Source organism: Pseudogulbenkiania sp. FW507-F1 (assembly GCF_058781125.1).
In genome coordinates this window covers 69,849-88,398 of the sequence record NZ_JBYSWM010000010.1, presented here as the reverse complement: position 1 = coordinate 88,398, position 18,550 = coordinate 69,849, and the positions used below count along the sequence as shown (strand labels likewise).

The 18,550-nt window shown below is 68.7% G+C and carries 17 protein-coding genes; 6 read left to right on the top strand and 11 right to left on the bottom strand.

Annotated elements, in window-relative coordinates; translation table 11 throughout:
- The first annotated feature begins 6 nt into the window (after positions 1 to 6).
- Together AC3WG5_RS08710 and AC3WG5_RS08705 are read left to right on the top strand one after the other, a co-directional pair.
- Positions 7 to 1,722, top strand: a complete 1,716-nt coding sequence (locus AC3WG5_RS08710; protein ID WP_492568418.1) for a response regulator — start codon at positions 7 to 9, stop codon at positions 1,720 to 1,722.
- A gap of 77 nt (positions 1,723 to 1,799) precedes the next feature.
- Positions 1,800 to 3,149 (top strand): glutamine synthetase family protein, encoded by a 1,350-nt coding sequence (locus AC3WG5_RS08705; RefSeq protein WP_492568417.1) that lies wholly within the window; start codon positions 1,800 to 1,802, stop codon positions 3,147 to 3,149.
- Between the two features lie 63 nt (positions 3,150 to 3,212).
- Here the strand turns inward: AC3WG5_RS08705 and AC3WG5_RS08700 are convergent, their stop codons facing one another.
- Positions 3,213 to 3,527 carry a hypothetical protein gene (locus tag AC3WG5_RS08700; protein WP_008954733.1) on the bottom strand — a complete coding sequence of 105 codons (315 nt, stop codon included), beginning with the start codon at positions 3,525 to 3,527 and terminating at the stop codon, positions 3,213 to 3,215.
- A gap of 81 nt (positions 3,528 to 3,608) precedes the next feature.
- Positions 3,609 to 4,382, bottom strand: coding sequence for a TlyA family RNA methyltransferase (locus AC3WG5_RS08695; protein WP_492568416.1), 774 nt, complete (start codon positions 4,380 to 4,382; stop codon positions 3,609 to 3,611).
- A gap of 215 nt (positions 4,383 to 4,597) precedes the next feature.
- On the opposite strand from AC3WG5_RS08695, the gene AC3WG5_RS08690 reads away from it, so the two are divergent.
- Both AC3WG5_RS08690 and AC3WG5_RS08685 read left to right on the top strand, forming a co-directional pair.
- Positions 4,598 to 5,227 carry a YceH family protein gene (locus tag AC3WG5_RS08690; protein WP_492568415.1) on the top strand — a complete coding sequence of 210 codons (630 nt, stop codon included), beginning with the start codon at positions 4,598 to 4,600 and terminating at the stop codon, positions 5,225 to 5,227.
- A gap of 61 nt (positions 5,228 to 5,288) precedes the next feature.
- The gene (locus tag AC3WG5_RS08685) at positions 5,289 to 5,816 is read left to right on the top strand and encodes a YfaZ family outer membrane protein (RefSeq protein WP_492568414.1); all 528 of its coding nucleotides are present in this window, start codon (positions 5,289 to 5,291) and stop codon (positions 5,814 to 5,816) included.
- 69 nt (positions 5,817 to 5,885) lie between these two features.
- Here the strand turns inward: AC3WG5_RS08685 and AC3WG5_RS08680 are convergent, their stop codons facing one another.
- The 7 genes from AC3WG5_RS08680 to AC3WG5_RS08650 form a co-directional block, all read right to left on the bottom strand.
- Positions 5,886 to 6,701, bottom strand: coding sequence for a hypothetical protein (locus tag AC3WG5_RS08680; RefSeq protein ID WP_492568413.1), 816 nt, complete (start codon positions 6,699 to 6,701; stop codon positions 5,886 to 5,888).
- A gap of 173 nt (positions 6,702 to 6,874) precedes the next feature.
- A complete protein-coding gene (locus AC3WG5_RS08675) occupies positions 6,875 to 8,905 on the bottom strand; it encodes a prolyl oligopeptidase family serine peptidase (protein ID WP_492568412.1) in 2,031 nt (676 codons plus the stop codon).
- A 66-nt stretch (positions 8,906 to 8,971) separates the two neighbouring features.
- The gene (locus AC3WG5_RS08670; RefSeq protein ID WP_492568411.1) at positions 8,972 to 9,748 is read right to left on the bottom strand and encodes an alpha/beta hydrolase; all 777 of its coding nucleotides are present in this window, start codon (positions 9,746 to 9,748) and stop codon (positions 8,972 to 8,974) included.
- A gap of 110 nt (positions 9,749 to 9,858) precedes the next feature.
- Positions 9,859 to 10,887, bottom strand: coding sequence for a low-specificity L-threonine aldolase (ltaE, locus tag AC3WG5_RS08665; protein ID WP_492568410.1), 1,029 nt, complete (start codon positions 10,885 to 10,887; stop codon positions 9,859 to 9,861).
- A 331-nt stretch (positions 10,888 to 11,218) separates the two neighbouring features.
- Positions 11,219 to 11,452, bottom strand: coding sequence for a hypothetical protein (locus AC3WG5_RS08660; RefSeq protein ID WP_008954724.1), 234 nt, complete (start codon positions 11,450 to 11,452; stop codon positions 11,219 to 11,221).
- Between the two features lie 116 nt (positions 11,453 to 11,568).
- Positions 11,569 to 11,772: a 2-hydroxymuconate tautomerase family protein gene (locus tag AC3WG5_RS08655; protein WP_492568409.1), complete on the bottom strand. Its 204-nt coding sequence runs from the start codon at positions 11,770 to 11,772 to the stop codon at positions 11,569 to 11,571.
- The gene (locus tag AC3WG5_RS08650) at positions 11,709 to 12,641 is read right to left on the bottom strand and encodes a DMT family transporter (RefSeq protein WP_482583486.1); all 933 of its coding nucleotides are present in this window, start codon (positions 12,639 to 12,641) and stop codon (positions 11,709 to 11,711) included. Before AC3WG5_RS08650 ends, AC3WG5_RS08655 begins: the two co-directional genes overlap by 64 nt.
- Positions 12,642 to 12,737: 96 nt before the next feature.
- Here AC3WG5_RS08650 and AC3WG5_RS08645 point away from each other — a divergent pair, with 96 nt between their 5' ends.
- Together AC3WG5_RS08645 and AC3WG5_RS08640 are read left to right on the top strand one after the other, a co-directional pair.
- Positions 12,738 to 13,619, top strand: coding sequence for a LysR family transcriptional regulator (locus tag AC3WG5_RS08645; RefSeq protein ID WP_492568408.1), 882 nt, complete (start codon positions 12,738 to 12,740; stop codon positions 13,617 to 13,619).
- 227 nt (positions 13,620 to 13,846) lie between these two features.
- Positions 13,847 to 14,629, top strand: a complete 783-nt coding sequence (locus AC3WG5_RS08640) for a tRNA threonylcarbamoyladenosine dehydratase (protein WP_492568407.1) — start codon at positions 13,847 to 13,849, stop codon at positions 14,627 to 14,629.
- A 12-nt stretch (positions 14,630 to 14,641) separates the two neighbouring features.
- On the opposite strand, the gene AC3WG5_RS08635 is transcribed toward AC3WG5_RS08640, so the two are convergent.
- A complete protein-coding gene (locus AC3WG5_RS08635; protein ID WP_492568406.1) occupies positions 14,642 to 15,388 on the bottom strand; it encodes a substrate-binding periplasmic protein in 747 nt (248 codons plus the stop codon).
- A gap of 124 nt (positions 15,389 to 15,512) precedes the next feature.
- The gene (locus AC3WG5_RS08630; RefSeq protein ID WP_492568405.1) at positions 15,513 to 18,545 is read right to left on the bottom strand and encodes an efflux RND transporter permease subunit; all 3,033 of its coding nucleotides are present in this window, start codon (positions 18,543 to 18,545) and stop codon (positions 15,513 to 15,515) included.
- Positions 18,546 to 18,550: the final 5 nt, after the last annotated feature.

Sequence of the window (18,550 nt, the reverse complement as noted above, 5' to 3'; positions counted from 1 at the left end):
ACCCCGATGAGCGATCTCAAGCCGCAGTCCACCTCGTTTCACAGCATCGCCTCGGCGTACAAGGGCGCGCGTCCGGCCGAGCAGCCCATGGCCGACCCCTACGCCAAGCGGCTGTTCCTGATCATCGACAGCGTGCCGGAAATGCAGCGCGCGCTGGCGATGACGCTGTCGTCGTTCGGCGCCGAGAAGGTCGAGTACGCCAGCAAGGCGGGGGACGCGCTGGCCAAGCTCGCCAAGTACGAGTTCGACGTGGTGCTGTGCGACTACGACCTCGGCAACGGCTATGACGGGCTGTACCTGTTCGAGGAGGTCAAGGAACGCAACCTGATCAAGCAGTCGTGCGTGTTCATGATCGTCACCGGCGAGCGCCGCGCCCAGCGCGTGATCTCGGCCGCCGAACAGGCGCCCGACGACTACCTGCTCAAGCCCTTCACCGGCGAGGTGCTGGCGCAGCGGCTGGAGCGCGCCATGCGCCGGCGCGAGGCGTTCCGCATCGTCGACGAGGCGGTGATGCGCCACGAATACCTCTCCGCCATCGACGCCTGCAGCCGCAAGATCGGCGAGCGGAGCGAATTCGCGCTCGACTTCATGAAGCTGAAGGGCTCGCTGTCGCTCAAGATCGGCGACTACGACACCGCGCGCGCGCTCTACATGGACGTGCTGCGCATCAAGACCGTGCCGTGGGCCAAGCTCGGCCTGGCCAAGGCGCTGACCGGGCAGAAGGCCTACGACGAAGCGCGCCTGCTGTTCGAAGAGGTGCTGCGCGAGAACGACCGGGTGATGGAAGCCTACGACTGGCTCGCCCGGCTGCACCAGACCAACCACGAGCTGGACAAGGCGCAGCAGATGCTGACCAGCGCCACCCGGCTGTCGCCGGTGGTGATCCGGCGCCAGAAACAGCTGGCCGAAGTGGCGCTGAAGAACCACGACCTCGCCACCGCCGAGGCCGCCAGCCGCGAGACGCTGGAAATCGCCAAGTACACCTGGCACCGCCACCCCACCCACTACGCCATGCTGGCGCGCGTCCAGATGGCGCAGGGCGAGCACGGCGCCGCCGCGCGCACCGTCGCCAGCCTGCGCCGCGACTACCGCTACAACGAAGTGGGCGAATGGATGGCGGACGTCTGCGACAGCCAGCTGCAACTGAAGAGCGGCAACCGCCAGCGCGCCGCCCAACTGCTGAGCGAGGCGCAGGAGCGCTTCGCCACACTCGGCGCCGGACTGCCGCCCGAGGCGCAGATGGAGTTCGCCCGCGCCTGCTACGCCCAGGGGCGGCAGGACGCCGGCGACGCCGCGATGCAGGCGCTGGTGCGCAACCACCACGACGACGAGGCGCTGCTGGGACAGATCGGCGACCTGTTCGAGGACGTCGGCCGCCGCGACGCCGGCCACCAGCTCATCGCCAGCAACGTGCAGTCGGTGATCGAACTCAACAACGAGGCGGTGCGCGCCGCCCAGGCCGGCCAGTTCGAGCAGGCCATCGAGCGCTTCGCCAAGGCGCACGAGGACATGCCGGGCAACCTGCAGGTGATGCTCAACCTGGTCAACGCCACGCTGGCCTATGTACACCGCAACGGCTGGCACGAGAGCCACATGCGCCGCGCCCACGAGCTGTTGAAGAAGGCGCGCGAGCTGGCCCCAGCCAACAACAAGTTCCAGAAACTGCTGCAGGCCTGGCGCATCCTGGTGGAGAAGCTCGGCAAGCCGCAGTGGGTGCTGTGACCCCGGTGCGCGCCGCCCGCTAGCGGCGCGACGCGGTGGCGACGGAAACCCGGCCACCGCCCCACAAGGGACGAATCATGTCCGCTACCGCCCTGCCGGCCGCCCAGGCCGAATGGCTGCGCGCCGAAGGCGTGTGCGAGGTCGAACTGGTGTTCGCCGACCTCACCGGCTTCCCGCGCGGCAAGACCCTCCCCGCCCTCGTCTTCGCCCACGGCCAGGAAGTCCGCATTCCCCGCGCCGTGGCGGTGCAGGCCTGCACCGGCGCCTATCCCGACTACCGCTTCTACGGCGAGCAGGACCCGGACGTCGTGCTGCGCCCGGATCTGGCCACGCTGCGCCGCGCCCCCTGGAGCGACACCCCGCGCGCCGTGGTGATCTGCGACAACGTCGACCACGGCGGCAGCTTGTCGCCACTGGCGCCACGCAGCGCGCTGCAGCGCGTGCTGGCCGACTACGCCGCGCGCGGCCTCAGCCCGGTAGTGGCGCCGGAGCTGGAGTTCTACCTGTTCGCCGCGCACGACGGCGACGCCGCCCCGTTCCAGTCGCCGGCGCTGCGCGGCGGGCGGCGCGAGGCCGGCGGCGATGCCTTCAGCCTGTCGGCGCGCAACGACCTCGCGCCGTTCTTCGACGAGGTCTACCGCGGCTGCGAGCGGCTCGGCATCGCCAGCGACACCTTCCTGCACGAGATGGGACCGAGCCAGTTCGAGATCAACCTGCGCCACGGCGACGCGCTGCGCCTGGCCGACCAGATGTTCTTGTTCAAGTACCTGCTGAAGGAAACCGCGCACCGCCACGGCCTGTCGGCGGTGTGCATGGCCAAGCCGCTGGCGGGTGAGCCGGGCAGCTCGATGCATCTGCACCAGAGCCTGGTCGACAGGCACGGCCATAACCTGTTCGGTCGCGCCGACGGCGGCAACAGCGCGTTGTTGCTGCACTTCATCGCCGGCCTGCAGCGTTACCTGCCGCTGCTGCTGCCGCTGTTCTGCCCCAACCCCAACTCCTACCGCCGTTTCGTCAAGGGCCTGGCGGCGCCGGTCAACCTGGCCTGGGGCGAGGACAACCGCTCGGTCGGGCTGCGCGTGCCGCGCTGCGGCGCGGAGGCGCGCCGGGTCGAGAACCGTCTGCCCGGTGCCGACGCCAACCCCTACCTGGCGCTGGCGGCGAGCCTGGGCGCCGGGCTGGCGGGCATCGCCGAGCACCTGACGCCGGATCCGCCGGTGAGCGGCAACGTGTTCCGGCAGGGCGACACCAGCCTGCCCGCCACGCTGGATGCCGCACTCGCCGCCATGCGCGCCTCGCCCTGCGCGGAGCGGCTGTTCGGCAGCGAGTTCGTGCAGGCCTACCTGGCGGTGAAGGAGCTGGAATTGCTCGACTTCCAGCACCAGATCACGCCGTGGGAGCGGCGCCACCTCGGGCTCTTGGCCTGAAGCGGCGCCCCCCAGCAAAACAGCCCCGGCACGCCGGGGCTGTTTGGTTTTCGCGTAACGGGCTCAACTGCGCGACAGGCGCAGCCTTTCGGCCAGGCGCTCCATCGCCTCGTCGCGGCTGAGCGGCGGCGTGGCGCGCTGCTGCTCGGCCAACACCCAGGTTTCCAGGCGGCTGCGGTCGCCGTGCGCGGCGCGCAGCAGGATGCCGTAGTCGCGCCCGGTCATCTGCGACGGCACGTCGATGGCGCGGGTCTGGGTGTGGCGCGCGTAAGACGGCTCATCGGCCGGCACGCGCCGCGCCGGCGGACGGCGGGAACGGACCACCCAGGCGACCAGGGCCAGCATCACGACCGCCATAATCGACAGAAATTCGGCCATCAGTCGGCGTCTCCTTTCGAACAATCGTTTGCTATTATGCCATAAGCTTAAATCGGGCGCGAATCAGCGCCGCCACGAGGCTCAGCGCACGGGGTGGAGCGGCCGGCGCGCGAAGATGAAGAACTCGCGGTTGCCGTCGCCGCCCTTGATCGGGCTGTCGAACCACTTCAGCACTTCGAAGCCGAGCTGCTCGACCAGCGTGGTGATGGTCTGGCGAACCCCGTCGTACAACCCTTCGTCCTTGACGATGCCGCCGCGGCCGATACCGGAGCGCCCCACTTCGAACTGCGGCTTGACCAGCGACAGCAGGTAGCCGCCGGGGGCTATCAGGGGCAGCGCCGAGGGCAGCACCAGGGTCAGCGAGATGAACGACACGTCGCACACCATCAGCTCGAACGGCACCCCCTGGTTGGCCGCCAACAGCGCGGCGTGGTCCAGCGCGCGGGCGTTGACGCCCTCGAAGAAGGTGACGCGCGGGTCTTCGGCCAACCTGGCGGCGAGCTGGCCGTGCCCCACGTCCACCCCCACCACACGGCTCGCCCCGGACTGCAACAGGCAGTCGGTGAAGCCGCCGGTGGACTGGCCGACGTCGAGCGCGCTCATGCCGCTCACGTCGAGCCCGGCCGTCGCCAGCGCACCCTGCATCTTGAGCCCGCCGCGCGAGACGAAACGGTCGGCCTCGTCCGGCGTCACCAGCAGGCGCGCCGTGGGCGCGAGCTTCAGGCTCGGCTTGGCAACGACGACGCAGCGTCCGTCGTCGTCGACGCTCACCCGCCCGGCCGCGATCAGGTTCTGGGCAGCGGTGCGCGAGGCGGCAAGGCCCTGTTCCACCAAGAGAAGGTCGGCTCGAATCATGATGTGCTTATGAACGCTGAAAAAAAGAGCACAGGGTGGCGTCGCTGCCGCCTGCTGTCAAGCCGCCGGATTCCGACCGATGTTGCTCCCTGCGACGTTGCGCTTCCTTGCGCCCGCTCAAACAAATCGCCTTCCGTTCGCCCGAGCCGAGGGTTGGCTGAGAGACAGCTTGGTGCGATCATCCTTGGCATAAACGACAACAAAGGAGCACCGCCATGGACACTCACCAACTCGAGCCGGCAGAAGTGCGCGTGCTGGGCGCGCTGATCGAAAAGCAGGCGCTCACCCCGGACGCCTACCCGATGACGCTCAACGGACTGTTGACCGCCTGCAACCAGCTGACCAGCCGCGAACCGGTGATGCAGTTGTCCGAGGCCGAATTGAGCCAGGCGCTGGCGAGCCTGATGGAGCAGAAGCTGGTCGGGGAGCGGCTGCCGGCCGGCAGCCGCGTCGCCAAGTACGAGCACCGCCTGCCCTACGCCTGGAACATCGACGGCGCCCGCGTGGCGGCGCTGTGCGTGCTGCTGCTGCGCGGCCCGCAGACCGCGGCCGAGATCCGCAGCAAGGCCGGCCGCATCTACGCCTTCTCCGGCGTCGACGAAGTCGACACCGCGCTGGCGACGCTGGCCGACAAGTACCCGCCGCTGGTGGTCAAGCTGGAGCGCCAGCCAGGCGAGCGCGAGGCGCGCTGGGCGCACCTGTTGAGCGGCGAGCCGGAACTCGTCCCGCCCGGGGCCGCAGCACCGATCGAGGTCGGCTTGACCGGCCGTGTCGCGGCACTGGAAGCCGAAGTGGCGGCGCTGAAAACGCGGCTGTCCGAACTGCTGGATTTGCTCGGCGGTTGAACCCGGGGGAGCGAGCGTGGTCTACTCCCTTCCCCGCAGCAACTTCCCTTTCGGAGAGCACATGAAAAAGACCACCCTCCTCCTTGGCCTCGTGGCCATCAGCGGGCTGGCACAGGCCGGCAACCTGTCGCTCGGCGCCGGCGACGACTTCGTGACGCTGTCGCGCACCCCGAACGGCCTCGGCCTCGGCTTCACCGCCGACTACCTGAACAACAAGCACGGCGACGACAGCGCCAGCGTCGGCCTGGAATTCGCCGTTCCGGCCGGTCCGCTGACCGTCGCCGCCGGCGCCAAGGCGATCTACGTCGACGCCGACGGCTACGGCTCCGCCGCGGCGCTCGGCGGCCGCGCCGCGCTCGACCTCGGTTCCAACTTCAGCCTGTTCGGCCAGGGCTATTTCGCCCCGTCCGGCGCCTCCAGCGGCAGCATCCGCGAGGTCAACGACGTCAACGCCGGCCTGCGCTGGAACCCGGTGCCGCTGTTCACCGTGGAAACCGGCTACCGCTACTTCGACGTCAAGCGCGAAGACTCGCAGCGCAACCGCAAGCTGGCGGATGGTCCTTACGTCGGCGTCGGCCTGCAGTTCTGAGCGCAGACCACCCCGCCAGCATGAAAAACGCCCCGGCAAGCCGGGGCGTTTTGTTGTCCGTCCGTGGTCTCAGAAGCCCAGCGACAGGTTCAGGCCGAATTCCTTGGTGGTGTTGTTGGGCTCGTAGTTCTCGTAGATCAGACCCCCATTCAGGGTATAGATGCTCTCGCTCTTCTTGATGTCCCAGTAACGGAAGAACGGCGTCACCGACAGGGTGCTGCGCGCGCCGAGATTGATCGGGCGGCTGAAGCTCATCGCCAGCTCGAAACCGTGCCCCTTGTTCTGATCGTTCTGCAGCTCTCCGCTCGACAGGTAGCTATGCTGCTTGCCCTGTAGCAGGTAGTTGTAGGCTACGCGCGGCGTCGCCTGCCAGTAGGAGGTGCCGAGGAAGAACGACGACTCGAACGCCAGGGTGGCGTACCAGTACTCCGATACGCGCTTGTAGCCGCCAGGCCCGCCCTGGTCCAGGCGGTCGGTCAGGTTGCGGTAGCCGAGGCCGAGCGACGAGATCACCGGGTGGTCTTCCCACGGCGAGGTGTATTCGTAGGCGCCGTGCAGTTCGTAGACGGAACGATCGAGCCCGTCGATACGCAGCGAACCGTAGCCCGGACCGCCGTTATAGCCGCCGGTATAGTCGGATTCACCCTGGGCGTAGCGGCCCTTGAACTTGACGGCGTGATTGTCGGCGAGAAAGAAGCGGGCCGAGCCGTTGAGGCCGGCCATCCAGGCTTCTTCCTGCATGAATTTGGCGCCGCCGACCTCCTCCTCGTACTTCTCGTGGTAGAGCTCGGTGCCGAGGGTGAATTCCGGTTGCGTGGCGGCGAAGGCACTGCAGGCCGGGGCCAGGGCGAGGACGGCCAACAGGGGGCGAAGCGATGTGGACATGGCGTGATGATGAGGTTGTGTCAAAACCAACGATTATGCCTTTTGGATAACGTTAAATCCATTATGCATACATATTTCCCCGTGATGCACCGCAAAAAACAACACCCCGGCCGCCGCCGGGGTGTTCGGTCTCCTCCGCTGCCGCGCGGTCCGGTGCCGCCCGGGACCTTTCCTCAATCCATCAGCTGGCGGTAGAGGTACACCAGCACGCGCGCCAGTTCGGCCGCGGTCTGCTGCTGGCCGGTGTTGCCGCTGTGGCCGCCGGCGTCGGTCTCGATGAACAGCGCGTCGTGGCCGTGTTCGGCCAACCTGGCCACCATCTTGCGCGCGTGCGCCGGGTGCACGCGGTCGTCCTTGGCGCTGGTGGTGAACAGCGCCAGCGGGTAGCGCGCCTCGGGGCTCACCTGATGGTAGGGCGAGTAGGCGGCGAGCTGCGCGCGCGTTTCCGGATCTTCCGGGTCGCCGTATTCGTCGATCCAGCTGGCGCCGGCCAACAACTCGGTATAGCGCAGCATGTCGAGCAGCGGCACTTCGCACACCACGGCGTGGAACAGCTCGGGACGGCGCACCATGCAGGCGCCGACCAGCAGACCGCCGTTGCTGCCGCCCTCGATGCCGAGCCGGCGCGGGCAGGTGACGCCGCGCGCGATCAGGTCTTCCGCCACCGCGGCGAAGTCGTCGAAGCTAACCGCGCGCTTGACGCCCTGCGCCGCCTGGTGCCAGGCCGGGCCGAACTCGCCGCCGCCGCGGATGTTGGCCACCGCGAACACGCCGCCCTTCTCCAGCCACTGCGGGCCGAAGTTGTCCATGTAGTACGGCATCATCGGCACTTCGAAGCCGCCGTAGCCGTACAGCAGCGTCGGCGCCTGGCCGTCGAACGGCAGGTCGCGCGGGCGCACCACGAAGTAGGGAATGGCGGTGCCGTCGGGCGCGACGGCGTGCCACTGCTCGGCGACGAAGGCGCTGGCGTCGAACGCCGCCGGCTGCTGGCGCAGCACCTCGGGCAGCGCATCGCCGCCGAGGTCGATGCGGTACAGCCCGGCCGGGGTGAGGAAGTCGCTGTAGCTGTAGTAGAGCACGTCGCTCTGCCACGGCTGGTCGGCGAACTCGATCACGCCGTCCTGCGGCAGCGGGTTGGCGCATTGCTGCCACTCGCCGCCGGCGCGGCGCAGCGTGACGAGCCGGCTCTTGACGTTGTCGAGCACGATCACCGCGAGCAGGTTCAGCGTGGCCTCGACCATTTCCACCGACTGGCGCTCGCCCGGCTCGAACAGCGCGGCGATGCGCCCCACTTGCCCGGTCGCCGCGTCGCAGGCCACCGCCAGCAGGCTGCCGGCGACGTACTGCTGACCGTGCACGTTCCAGTCGTCGGCCAGCTTGACGATCAGGTCGCCGTGGCTGTAGGCCTCGATCTCGCTCTTCGGCGGCAAGGGCAAGGCGGTCAGCGCGCGGTCGGCGGCGACATGGTAGTAGGTCTTGCTGTAGAACGAGTCGGAAGCCTCGACGATGTCGAACGGCGTCGCATCCGCGTCGAGGAAGCGCCAGGCGGCCGCCATCATGGCGTCTTCGGGCAGCTTGAGCAGCGGCACGGCGGCGTCCCAGCCCTGGCCGCGCTCGAGCAGCCACACCTCGCGCGGGTAGCCGGCACGGCTCAGCTGCTCGTCTTCCCAGGCCGGACAGACGAACACGCTGTCGAGGTCGCGCCAGGCGATGTGGTTCTTGCCGTAGGGGAAGGCGAAGCCGCCGGCGACGAAGGCCTGCGCCTCGAGATCGTACTCGCGCGTCACGGTGGCGTCGGAACCGCCCGGTGTCAGGCTCAGCAGCACGCGCGCCGGTTGCAGCGTGTAGTGCGACACGCCGTCGAGATACCAGTCGACTTCCTCCGCCGCGGCCAGCGCGTCAAGGTCGAGCACGGTGTGCCAGTCCTGCGCGTTGGCACGGTAGGCGGCCAGCGTGGTGCGGCGGTAGACGCCGCGCGGGTGGGCTTCGTCCTGGTGGAAGTTGTAGAGCCAGCCGGCGTGTTCGGCGAAGAACGGAATCTGGCGCGTGTCGCGCAGGGTGGCGAGGATGTCGGCGGCGAGCGGGACAAAGCGCGGGTCGGCGTCGAGCTGGGCACGGGTGCGTTCGTTCTGCGCCTCCACCCAGCGGGTGACGTCGGGGCTGTCGAGGCTTTCCAGCCAGCGGTGGGGGTCGTGGTCAGGCATGTCGGGTTGGCCGAAGGTTGCAATGGGGCCGAGGGTAGCACCCCGCGCCCTTGCCGCCAAATGCCGCTACCGGGCCAGATGCCCCTTGATCCAGGCGCTGGCCCGCGACACCACCTGGTCCTCGATGCCGTTGTAACCGTGCCAGGCCCAGGGCTGGCATGGGTCGCCACGGTTATTGCCGCCGTCCACCACGATCAGTTCCTTGGCTTGGGCCGCCGTCAGCTTGTCCACCACCGGCTGCAGGTTGTCCAGCCGGCTTTCCTGGCATTCGTCGCGCTGGTGCTGGACCAGCAAGACCGGCTGGGTCACCCGCTGCAAATTGAAATCCGCCAGATTGCCGCGGCCATGGTCGATGCTGGAGGTCAGTACCAAGCCGTCCACCTTGTCCCGTTGCTTGATCGCGACCGAGGCGGCCGAGGTGGTGCCGCGACTGGTGCCGACCAGCCAGACCGGCACGTCGGCCTGCCGGCGCAGGAAGTCGATCACGGCCGCCATATCCTGGGCGTGCGCCGGCGTGCCGCGGAAATCCCCCGCCAGGCCCTCTGCGGCATGATCGGACGGGGCATCCACCACCGCCACCGTGAAGCCCTGCGCCACCCAGCGGGCACGGGTGCGCACCAGGAAGTTGCCGGCGCCGCTGCCGAGCCGGCCATCGTCGGACAGTTTGAGATTGCCATCGCCCCCGCTGAACAGAATCAGGCTGGCCAGCGGCGGCCCTTCCGGCTTGAGCAGCAGGAAACGCTGGGCGACCCCGTCACGGGGCGAAACGCTTTCCAAGGTCTCGGCCGCAGCGGCCAGCGAGACGCTCGCCATCAGGACAAGACCGACAACAACAGGGCGCATGGCACACTCCGGAAAAGGTTCGGGCAGGCGGCAAAGCGGCCTTGCCGGGGATGTATAGCGGCGCTGGCTCCTCGCCAGCGCCTCCCGGCCGGCGAGGAGCGGCGGACCACTCAGCCCACCAGGGCCTGCTGCAGCGCCGCCAGCACGCGCTCGACCTCGGCGCGGCCGACCTGCCAGTGCGTCACGATGCGCATCATGCCCGCCTCGGGCGGATTGGCCTTGATGCCGGCCTCCGTGAGCGCCGCCATCAGGCGCGCCACGTCGACCGAGTCGGCGAGGCGGAACCACACCATGTTGATCTCGACGCTGGCGAGGTCGACCGTCACCCCCGGCAGCGTTGCCAGCCGCTCGGCCAGGTAGCGCGCGTTGGCGTGGTCTTCGGCCAACCTCTGGCTCATCTCGGTCAGTGCGATCAGCCCCGGCGCCGCCAGCACGCCGGCCTGGCGCCAGCCGCCGCCCATCAGCTTGCGGTTCTTGCGCGCACGGGCGATGAACCCGGCGGGACCGGCCAGGATCGAGCCCACCGGCGCCGCCAGCCCCTTGGACAGGCACACCATCACGGTGTCGGCGTGACGCGTGATGTCGCGCACGTCGCATTGGAGATAGGTCGCCGCGTTGAACACGCGCGCGCCGTCCAGGTGCACCGGCACGCCGTGCGCAGCGGCCACTTCGGCCACCGCCTGCATCGCCGCGAGCGGAATCACCCGGCCGTTGCTGTGGGCGTTCTCCAGGCAGATCAGCCCGGTGTGCGGATGGTGGATGTCGTCGCCGATACGGATGCGCTTCGCCACCTCGGCGGCGCTGAGCACCCCGTCCGGGCTGGCGATGGTACGCAACTGCACCCCGGCGATCACCGCCGCGCCGCCGGTCTCGTGCCAGACGATGTGGCAGTCGTCGCCCAGGATCACCTCGTCGCCGCGCCGACAGTGCGTCAACAGCGCCAGCTGGTTGCCGAAGTTGCCGCTGGGCACGAATAGCGCCGCCTCCTTGCCGAGACGCTCGGCGGCCGCGCGTTCCAGTTCCTGCACCGTCGGGTCGTCGCCGTAGACGTCGTCGCCCACCACGGCGTCGAACATCGCCTGGCGCATCGCCGGTGTCGGCTGGGTCACGGTGTCGCTGCGTACATCAATCCACTGCATGGTATCCCCTCTGAGCCGATGCCATGAGACGGCCGCCCCTCGCATCGTGAGGGCGCACAGGAGGGGTGAAGGCACCCTTGCTCCATCGGTGCCGGCACCCATCGCCATCGAGCGACGGGTTGCGCGTTGCGCCCCCATCCTAACAGCGTCGACGGCGCGCCTCCTGCAGGGGCTCGCTCGCTACTGGAATCGGCTCGTGAAATGACCGACGGCGACTCGTGGCCGCCGTCGAAACGAATTCTCAGTCAGGCTCTTGCCTGATTGTGCCAGCATCGCATGCCGGCTGTCAGAACCGGAAGGTTCTCGCTGCTTACAGGGTTGGCTGGTCCTTCTAATGGATACGGTAGGATTGCTTGATGTCGGCCGCCAGACGGTGCGCCTTGTCCAGCGCGGTGCTGTCCAGCGAAATGTCGGCGCCGCAGTCGCAACGCAAGGCGGCGGCCTGGTCCGGAGCCAGGGTATCGAGATGCTGGCGCGTTTCATGGCCACACTGGGTGCAGGCGATGACCACGGTGGGGTTGTAGTGTTTGTCGAGGTCGATGTCGAAACTCGGCTGCTGCTTCATGGGTCTGTCTCCACGTTGGGAACGGAGGGACGAGCCGCCAGCGGAACGTCGGTGCCGTTCTTGACAGGCTCACCTAGAAGGATAGCAGCCGAGCCGGCGAGCGCCAGCCGCAATCCCTACTGCCCGGCTGCGCGCCGCTGCGTCACCGTCTCGCCGCCGATGCCCCAGTTGTCGGTCTCGACCTCGTCGATCACCACCACCGTGGTGGCCGGGTTCTTGCCCAGCACGTCGACCAGCAGCTGGGTGGCGCCGCGGATCAGTTCGGCCTTCTGCTCGGCCGTGGCTCCCTCGCGGGTAATCTTGATGTTGACGTAAGGCATGCAAAGCTCCTTGTGGATAAAAACGACGGGGGACGGACCGCCAGCCAGGCGCCGGCGCTGCTCAGCACCAGTCCGGCCAGCAGCCAGCCCGACAACGGTTCCGCCAGCAGCCACAGCGCCAGCACGCCGGACAAGGCCGGCACCAGCGCCATCATCGCCCCCATGCGCGCCGCGCCGATGTGCTCGACAGCGTACAGGTAGAGCAGCATGGTTACCACCACCGCCAGCGCGCCCTGGTAGAACGCCTGCAGCAGGATGGCCCCGAACGGGGCGATGGCGAGGCCGGACGGCAGCGCCAGCCAGTAGACCGGCATGAAGCACAGCGCCGCCCACAGCGCGCTGCCGATGGTGGCGTCGATCGGGTGGATGGCGTAGCGCCGCACCGTCACGCTGTACCAGGCCCAGCACAGCGCCGAACCGACCAGGAGCAGATCGCCCCAGCCGCTCGCCGCGCCGGCGAAGTTCTCCACCGCCACGCAGCCAACGCCGGCGGCAATCAGGCCGAGCCCGACCAGCTTGGCCCGCTCCGGCAGTTCGCCCTGCAGCCGCCACAGCCACAGCGGCACCAGGAACGGCAGCAGGCCCGGCAACAACACCGCCGCGTGCAGCGCCGACGACAGCCGGAAGCCCCAGTACGCCAGCAGCGCGTAGCCCAGCGCGCCGATCAGCCCGAGACGCAGCAGCCGCCCGTCCAGCAGCCGGGTACGGCGCCACGCCCACAGCGGCAGCAGCAGCACGGCGCCGACGCCGAAGCGAAGCGCCACCATGTCGTACGGCGTCAGCGCGCTCCGCCCGCCCAGCCGCGATACCACGATGAAACCGCTCCAGATCAGCACGGCCAACATGGCAAACAGCATTCCGCGACGCATCTCCCCCTCCTGCACCCTGTTCATGCACGACAAGGTAGCGCGACGGCGGCCATGCGGTAAAATGAATAATTACTTCTTAACCGTTCTCGTATCGAGATGGATCTTTCCGACCTCACCGTGTTCTGCACCGTGGTGGAAGCCGGCGGCGTCACCCGCGCCGCCGAGCGGCTGCACCGCGTGCAGTCCAACATCACCACCCGCATCCGCAAGCTGGAACAGGACCTGGGTGTCGACCTGTTCGAGCGCGAGGGGCGCCAGCTGGTGCTCACCGCCGACGGCGAACGCCTGCTGGGCTACGCCCGCCAGCTGCTCGGCCTGGCCGCCGCCGCGCGCGACGACCTCGCCGGGCAGCGCCTGGCCGGCCGCTTCCGTCTGGGCTCGATGGAAAACACCGCCGCCACCCGGCTGCCGCTGCCGCTGAGCCGCTTCCACCGCGACTACCCCGAGGTCGAGCTGGAACTCTCCACCGGCCCCTCGCTGCCGATGTGCCAGCGCGTGCTGCGCGGCGAGGTGGACGCGGCGCTGGTGGCCGAACCGGCGGGCGGCGAGCTGGACCCCCGGCTCGACAGCCGCCTCATCGGCGTGGAGGAGCTGGTGCTGGTGACGGCGCTCGACCACCCGCCGGTGCGCGACGCCCGCGACGTCGCCCACGACACCCTGCTGGCATTCCAGCCCGGCTGCGGCTACCGTCAGCGCCTGGAAGACTGGTTCGCCAGCGCCGGCCGCCTACCGCAGCGCCAGGTCGAGCTGTCCTCCTACCACGCCATGCTCGGCTGCGCCGCCGCCGGCATGGGCGTGGCGCTGGTGCCGGAAAAACTGCTCGACCAGTACGCCGGCCAGGCCGCGCTGGCACGCCACCGCCTCCCTCCCGGAACAGCACGCGCACCCACGCTGTTGGTGTGGAAACGCAGCCAGCCGCGTGCGGTGATCATGCGCTTCGCCGATTACCTGCTCGAAGACGCCGATGCACCGTCCTGAACTGTCGGAGCAGCGCCAAGAGCCTGATGAGTTCGAGTGCCGTCTGAAGCGTAGGATGGGTGAAGCGCAGTGGAACCCATCGACATCCACCGCTGGGTTTCGGTAGCGGCGACCTTCACCCATCCTACAAACTGTCGGCGCCGCACCACGTCGACCCGGACCATATATGGCCCACCAACTCCACATGCAGTATCCTTCGCCGCTTTGACGCCTTGCCGGAGATGTTGATGAACCCGTCCGATGCCGATCTCGACCGCCGCTTTGGCGGCATCGCCCGCCTCTATGGCGCGGCGGCGCTGGAACGCTTCCGCCACGCCCACGTCTGCGTGATCGGCGTCGGCGGCGTCGGCTCGTGGGCGGTCGAGGCGCTGGCCAGAAGCGCCGTCGGCAAGCTGACCCTGATCGATCTCGACAACGTCGCCGAATCCAACACCAACCGCCAGCTCCCTGCGCTCGACCCGCACTACGGCCGCGCCAAGGTCAGCGTGCTGGCGGAACGGGTGCGCGCCATCAACCCGGCCTGCGAGGTCGTCGAGATCGAGGAGTTCGTCGAGGAAGGCAATCTGGAAGACATGCTGGGACGGGGCTACGACTTCGTCATCGACGCCATCGACAACCTGCGCGTGAAGACCGCCATGGCGGCCTGGTGCGTCAAACGGCGCCAGCCCTTCATCGTCTCCGGCGGCGCCGGCGGCCAGATGGACCCGACGCAGATCCGCGTCGCCGACCTGGGCGAGGTCACCTACGACCCGCTGCTCGCCAAGCTGCGCTACAACCTGCGCCGCCACCACGGCTTCGCGCGCGAGCCGGGCAAGAAGCTGCACGTGCCCTGCGTGTTCTCCACCGAACAGCTGGTCTACCCCGACGCGCCCAGTTGCGACCTCGGCGAGCGCGGCCCGCAGGGGCTGTCGTGCGCCGGCTTCGGCGCCAGCATGGCGGTCACCGCCAGCTTCGGCCTGGCCGCCGCCGCCCACGCCCTGAAGGCGCTGGCGAAGCCGGCGCGGCGCTGACCCCAAAACCGTTTAATCGAAACCGTAGGCGGCGCGGTAGCGCGCCACGATGCGCGCCACCTCGCCACTGCGCTGCAGCGCCTTCAGTGCACGATCGAAGGCGTCGCGCTGCTCCTCGCGCAGGAAGCCGACCGAGCGCGGCGACGGCGGGAAGAGATCGAACTCGGCCAGCTCCGCCGAGGTGTCGAGACGCGTCCCCAGCGCGCGATTATTCTGATGAAACACCAGGCTGTCGCCCACCACCACCTCGACCCGGTGCAGGTAGAGCAGGCGATTCTGGATCTGCTGATCGGCAAGCTCGACGTAGCGCGGATGGCGGGCCATCACCGCGGTGAACTCCGGCCCCAGCAGCAGCCGGGCGTTCTGAAACCCCGCCACGCTGTAGCGCGCCAGGTCGGCGAGGTGCTCCAGCCGGATGCCGGATGACTTGAGCACGATGGCACGGTTACGGTAATACAACACCGGCGCCGAGCGAAAGGCCTCGACCGGGGTATCCGGCGCCAGCGTCAGCATGGCGTCGATGCGGCCGCTTTGCAGCAGCATCAGCCCGCGCGCCTGCGGGTAGACCTCGAACACCGGCTGGAAACCGGCCTGTTGCAAGGCCGCGCGCACGATCTCCACTTCCATCCCGCTCTGCCCGCCCTCTTCCACATACGGCGGCTTGGCCAGACCGACCGCGACGTGCAGCTCGGCCGCGGTCGCGGCCGGCCCGGCAAACAGCCCGCACAGCAGTACCCAAACGTACCAACTCGCTTTCATGCCGACGTTTCCCCGCCACCCCCTGGACACCGCCATCATGCCAGTGTTTGGGAACGCTTCACATTTCAAGCTGCAATACGTGGCGTCCGGCATACAAAAGCCGGGGCGCCCCCTCCGGCATGCCTCAGCGCCGCAGCCCGTGCCGCTCCAGCAACAGGTAGCCGCAGGGAATGATCAACAGCGTCAGGACCGTGGAGAAGAGCAGCCCGCCGATCACCGCCACCGCCAGCGGCCCGTTGGTTTCCGCCCCCGCGGAGAGGCCGAGCGCGGCGGGCAGCATCGCCAGGATCACGGTGAGCGTGGTCATCAGCACCGGGCGCAACCGGATCGGGCAGCTCACGCGCAGGGCCTCGTCCACGGTCAGTCCCTGCACGTGGTACTGGTTGGTGATGTCCACCAGCAGGATGCCGTTCTTGGCCACCAGCCCGATCAGCAGCACCAGCCCGATCACCGAGTAGACGTTGAGGGTCTGCCCTGTCAGCCACAGCGCCAAGAGGCCGCCCACCAGCGCCAGCGGTTCGGCCAACATGATCAGGGCCGGCTGGCGGAAGCTGTTGAACTGGGCGGCGAGGATCAGGTAGAGCATCAGCGACGCCAGCACAAACACCGACACCAGCTCGCCGCCGGTGCGGTCGAGCTCGCGCGCCTCGTCGAGGAACTCGATGCGGTAGCCCGGCGGCAGGAACGTTGCCGCCTCGCGGCGCACCAGTTGCATGGCGTCGGCCAGCGGCAGATCGGGCGAGCTGGCCAGCCCCACCGAGTACATCTGTCCCATGCGGCTGATCTGAGTCGGGCCGAGACGGTGCTGCACCTGCGCCACGCTGGAGAGCGGCACCAGCGTGCCGCTGGCGTTGCGCAGATACACCGCCTCCAGATCCTGCGGCCGGCTCAAGGCGTAGTCCGCGGCCTGCAGCCGCACCTCGTAGCGCTCGCCGTCCCCGTCGGAGAAATTGCCGATCTTGGCGCTGCTGGTGAGCAGGTTGAGCGCATCCAGCAGGTCGGCCGTGGACAGTCCGGCGCGCGCCGCCGCTTCGTGCCGTATCGCCAGCGTCAGCTTCGGCAGGCGGTTTTCGGCGCGGCGGTCGAAGCTGCCGAGCGCCGGGTAGCGCGCCAGGTGGTTGGCGAAATCGTCCGCCAGCCGCCCGACCTCGTCCAGGTTCGGCCCCACCACGTTGAACTTGAACTGGCCGCCGCTGCTCTCCCCGGCACGCGGGTAGGGATAGGCGGTGACCTTGACCCCCGGCACGCTGCGCGCCTTCTTGCGCGCCTCCTTCATCACCGCGTCCTGGCTGTGCCGCCGTTCGGCGCGCGGCTTGAGCCTGACCACCAGGCGCGTATCGTAGGCGTTGCGCCCGCTGAAGCCGCCGACCACCGCCAGCACCGCGTCCACTTCGGGGATCTGGGCCAGTTTTTTCTCGATCAGACGGGTGCGGTCGTCGTTGTACGCCAGGCTCGCGCCGACCGGGACCTTCACCGACATCTGGAAGCGCCCCTCGTCCTCCTTGGGATAGAACTCGACCTTGAGCTGGCTCAGCGAGGTCAGCCCGGCCACCACCAGCAGCATGGCCGCGACGAGCACGCTCCAGGAGTGATGCAGCGCCCACGACAGCATCACCTTGTAGACCCGCTCCAGGCCCTCGAACACCTGCTCGAAACCGCGGAACACCCGGCCGTGGCGCGGCTGGGCCTTGAGAAAGCGCGAACACAGCATCGGCGTCAGCGTCACCGCCACCAGCAGCGACACCAGCACCCCGCACGACACCACCACGGCGAAGGTGTTGAACAGGCGGCCGACGGTGCTCGACAGGAACACCACCGGCAGGAAGATCGCCACCAGCGCCAGGGTGGCGGCCACCACCGCGAACACCACCTCGCGCGCGCCATGGATCGCCGCCGGCACCGGGTCCTCGCCGTTTTCCTCGCGGCGGTGGATCGCCTCCAGCACCACGATGGCGTCGTCCACCACCACCCCGATCAGCAGCAGCAGCGCCAGCAGCGAAATGGCGTTGAAGGTATAGCCGAGGAAATACATCACCGCGACGGCGCCCAGCAGCGACACCGGAATCGCCAGCGCCACGATCAGCGTGGCGCGCCAGTTGCGCAGGAACACCCACACCACCAGCGCCGCCAGCAGCGTGCCTTCCAGCAGGTGCTCCTGCAGCGCGCGCACCATCTCGCGGATGAAATCGGCCGAGTTGCCGGCGATGTCGAGCCGCAGCCCGGGCGGCAGCGTCGGCCGGATCTGGGTGTCGAGCCGCTTCAGCACCGCATCGACGATGGCCACGGTATTGGTGTTGGGGATGCGCACGATGCCGATGGTGACGCAGGGCTGATGGTTGAAACGGCTCAGGGCGCGCACGTCGGCCTCGCCGTCGATCACCCGCGCCACGTCGCCCAGCTTGACCGGCGCCTGGCCGTACCAGCCGATCACCAGTCCCTTGAGCGCCGACACGCTGTGAAATTCCTGGTCGAGGTCGACCAGGTATTCGCGCGGGCCGTCGGTGAGGTAGCCGCCGGCTTCCTGGCGGTGCTCGCGCGCGAAGGCGGTCTGCACCTCCTTGGCGGTGAGCTTGTAGGCGGCCAGTTGCACCGGGTCCAGCTCGACCCGGATCACCCGCTCGCCCCGGCCGCGGATGCCGACCTCGCCGACGCCGTCGATGGTTTCCAGCTGCTTCTTCAGCACGTTGTTGGCGAACAGGTAGAGCTCGCGCTCGGTGCGGTCGCCGGTCAGCGCCAGGAACAGGATCGGCGAGGCGTTGTCGTCGGTCTTGCTGATCACCGGCGATTCCGCCTGTTCAGGCAGGCTGCGCCGCACCTGCTCGATCTTGCTCTGCACCTCGGCGAAGGCGACGTTGATGTCCTTGTCGAGATCAAACAGGATGGTCACCGAGGAACGCCCGGTGTAGGAGGTGGAATCCAGGATGTCGACACCCGGTATGCCGTTGACCGCGGCCTCGATGACTTGGGTCACGCTCTGATCGATCACCTCGGGCGAGGCGCCGGGCAGGCGGGTGCTCACGGTCAGCACCGGCTGCTCGATCGCCGGGTAGCGGTCCACCCCGATGCGCTGGTAGGCCACCACGCCGAACAGCACCACCACCGCCGACAGCACGAAGGCCAGCACATGGCGCCGCACGAACAGTTCGATCAGGCGCACCTGGC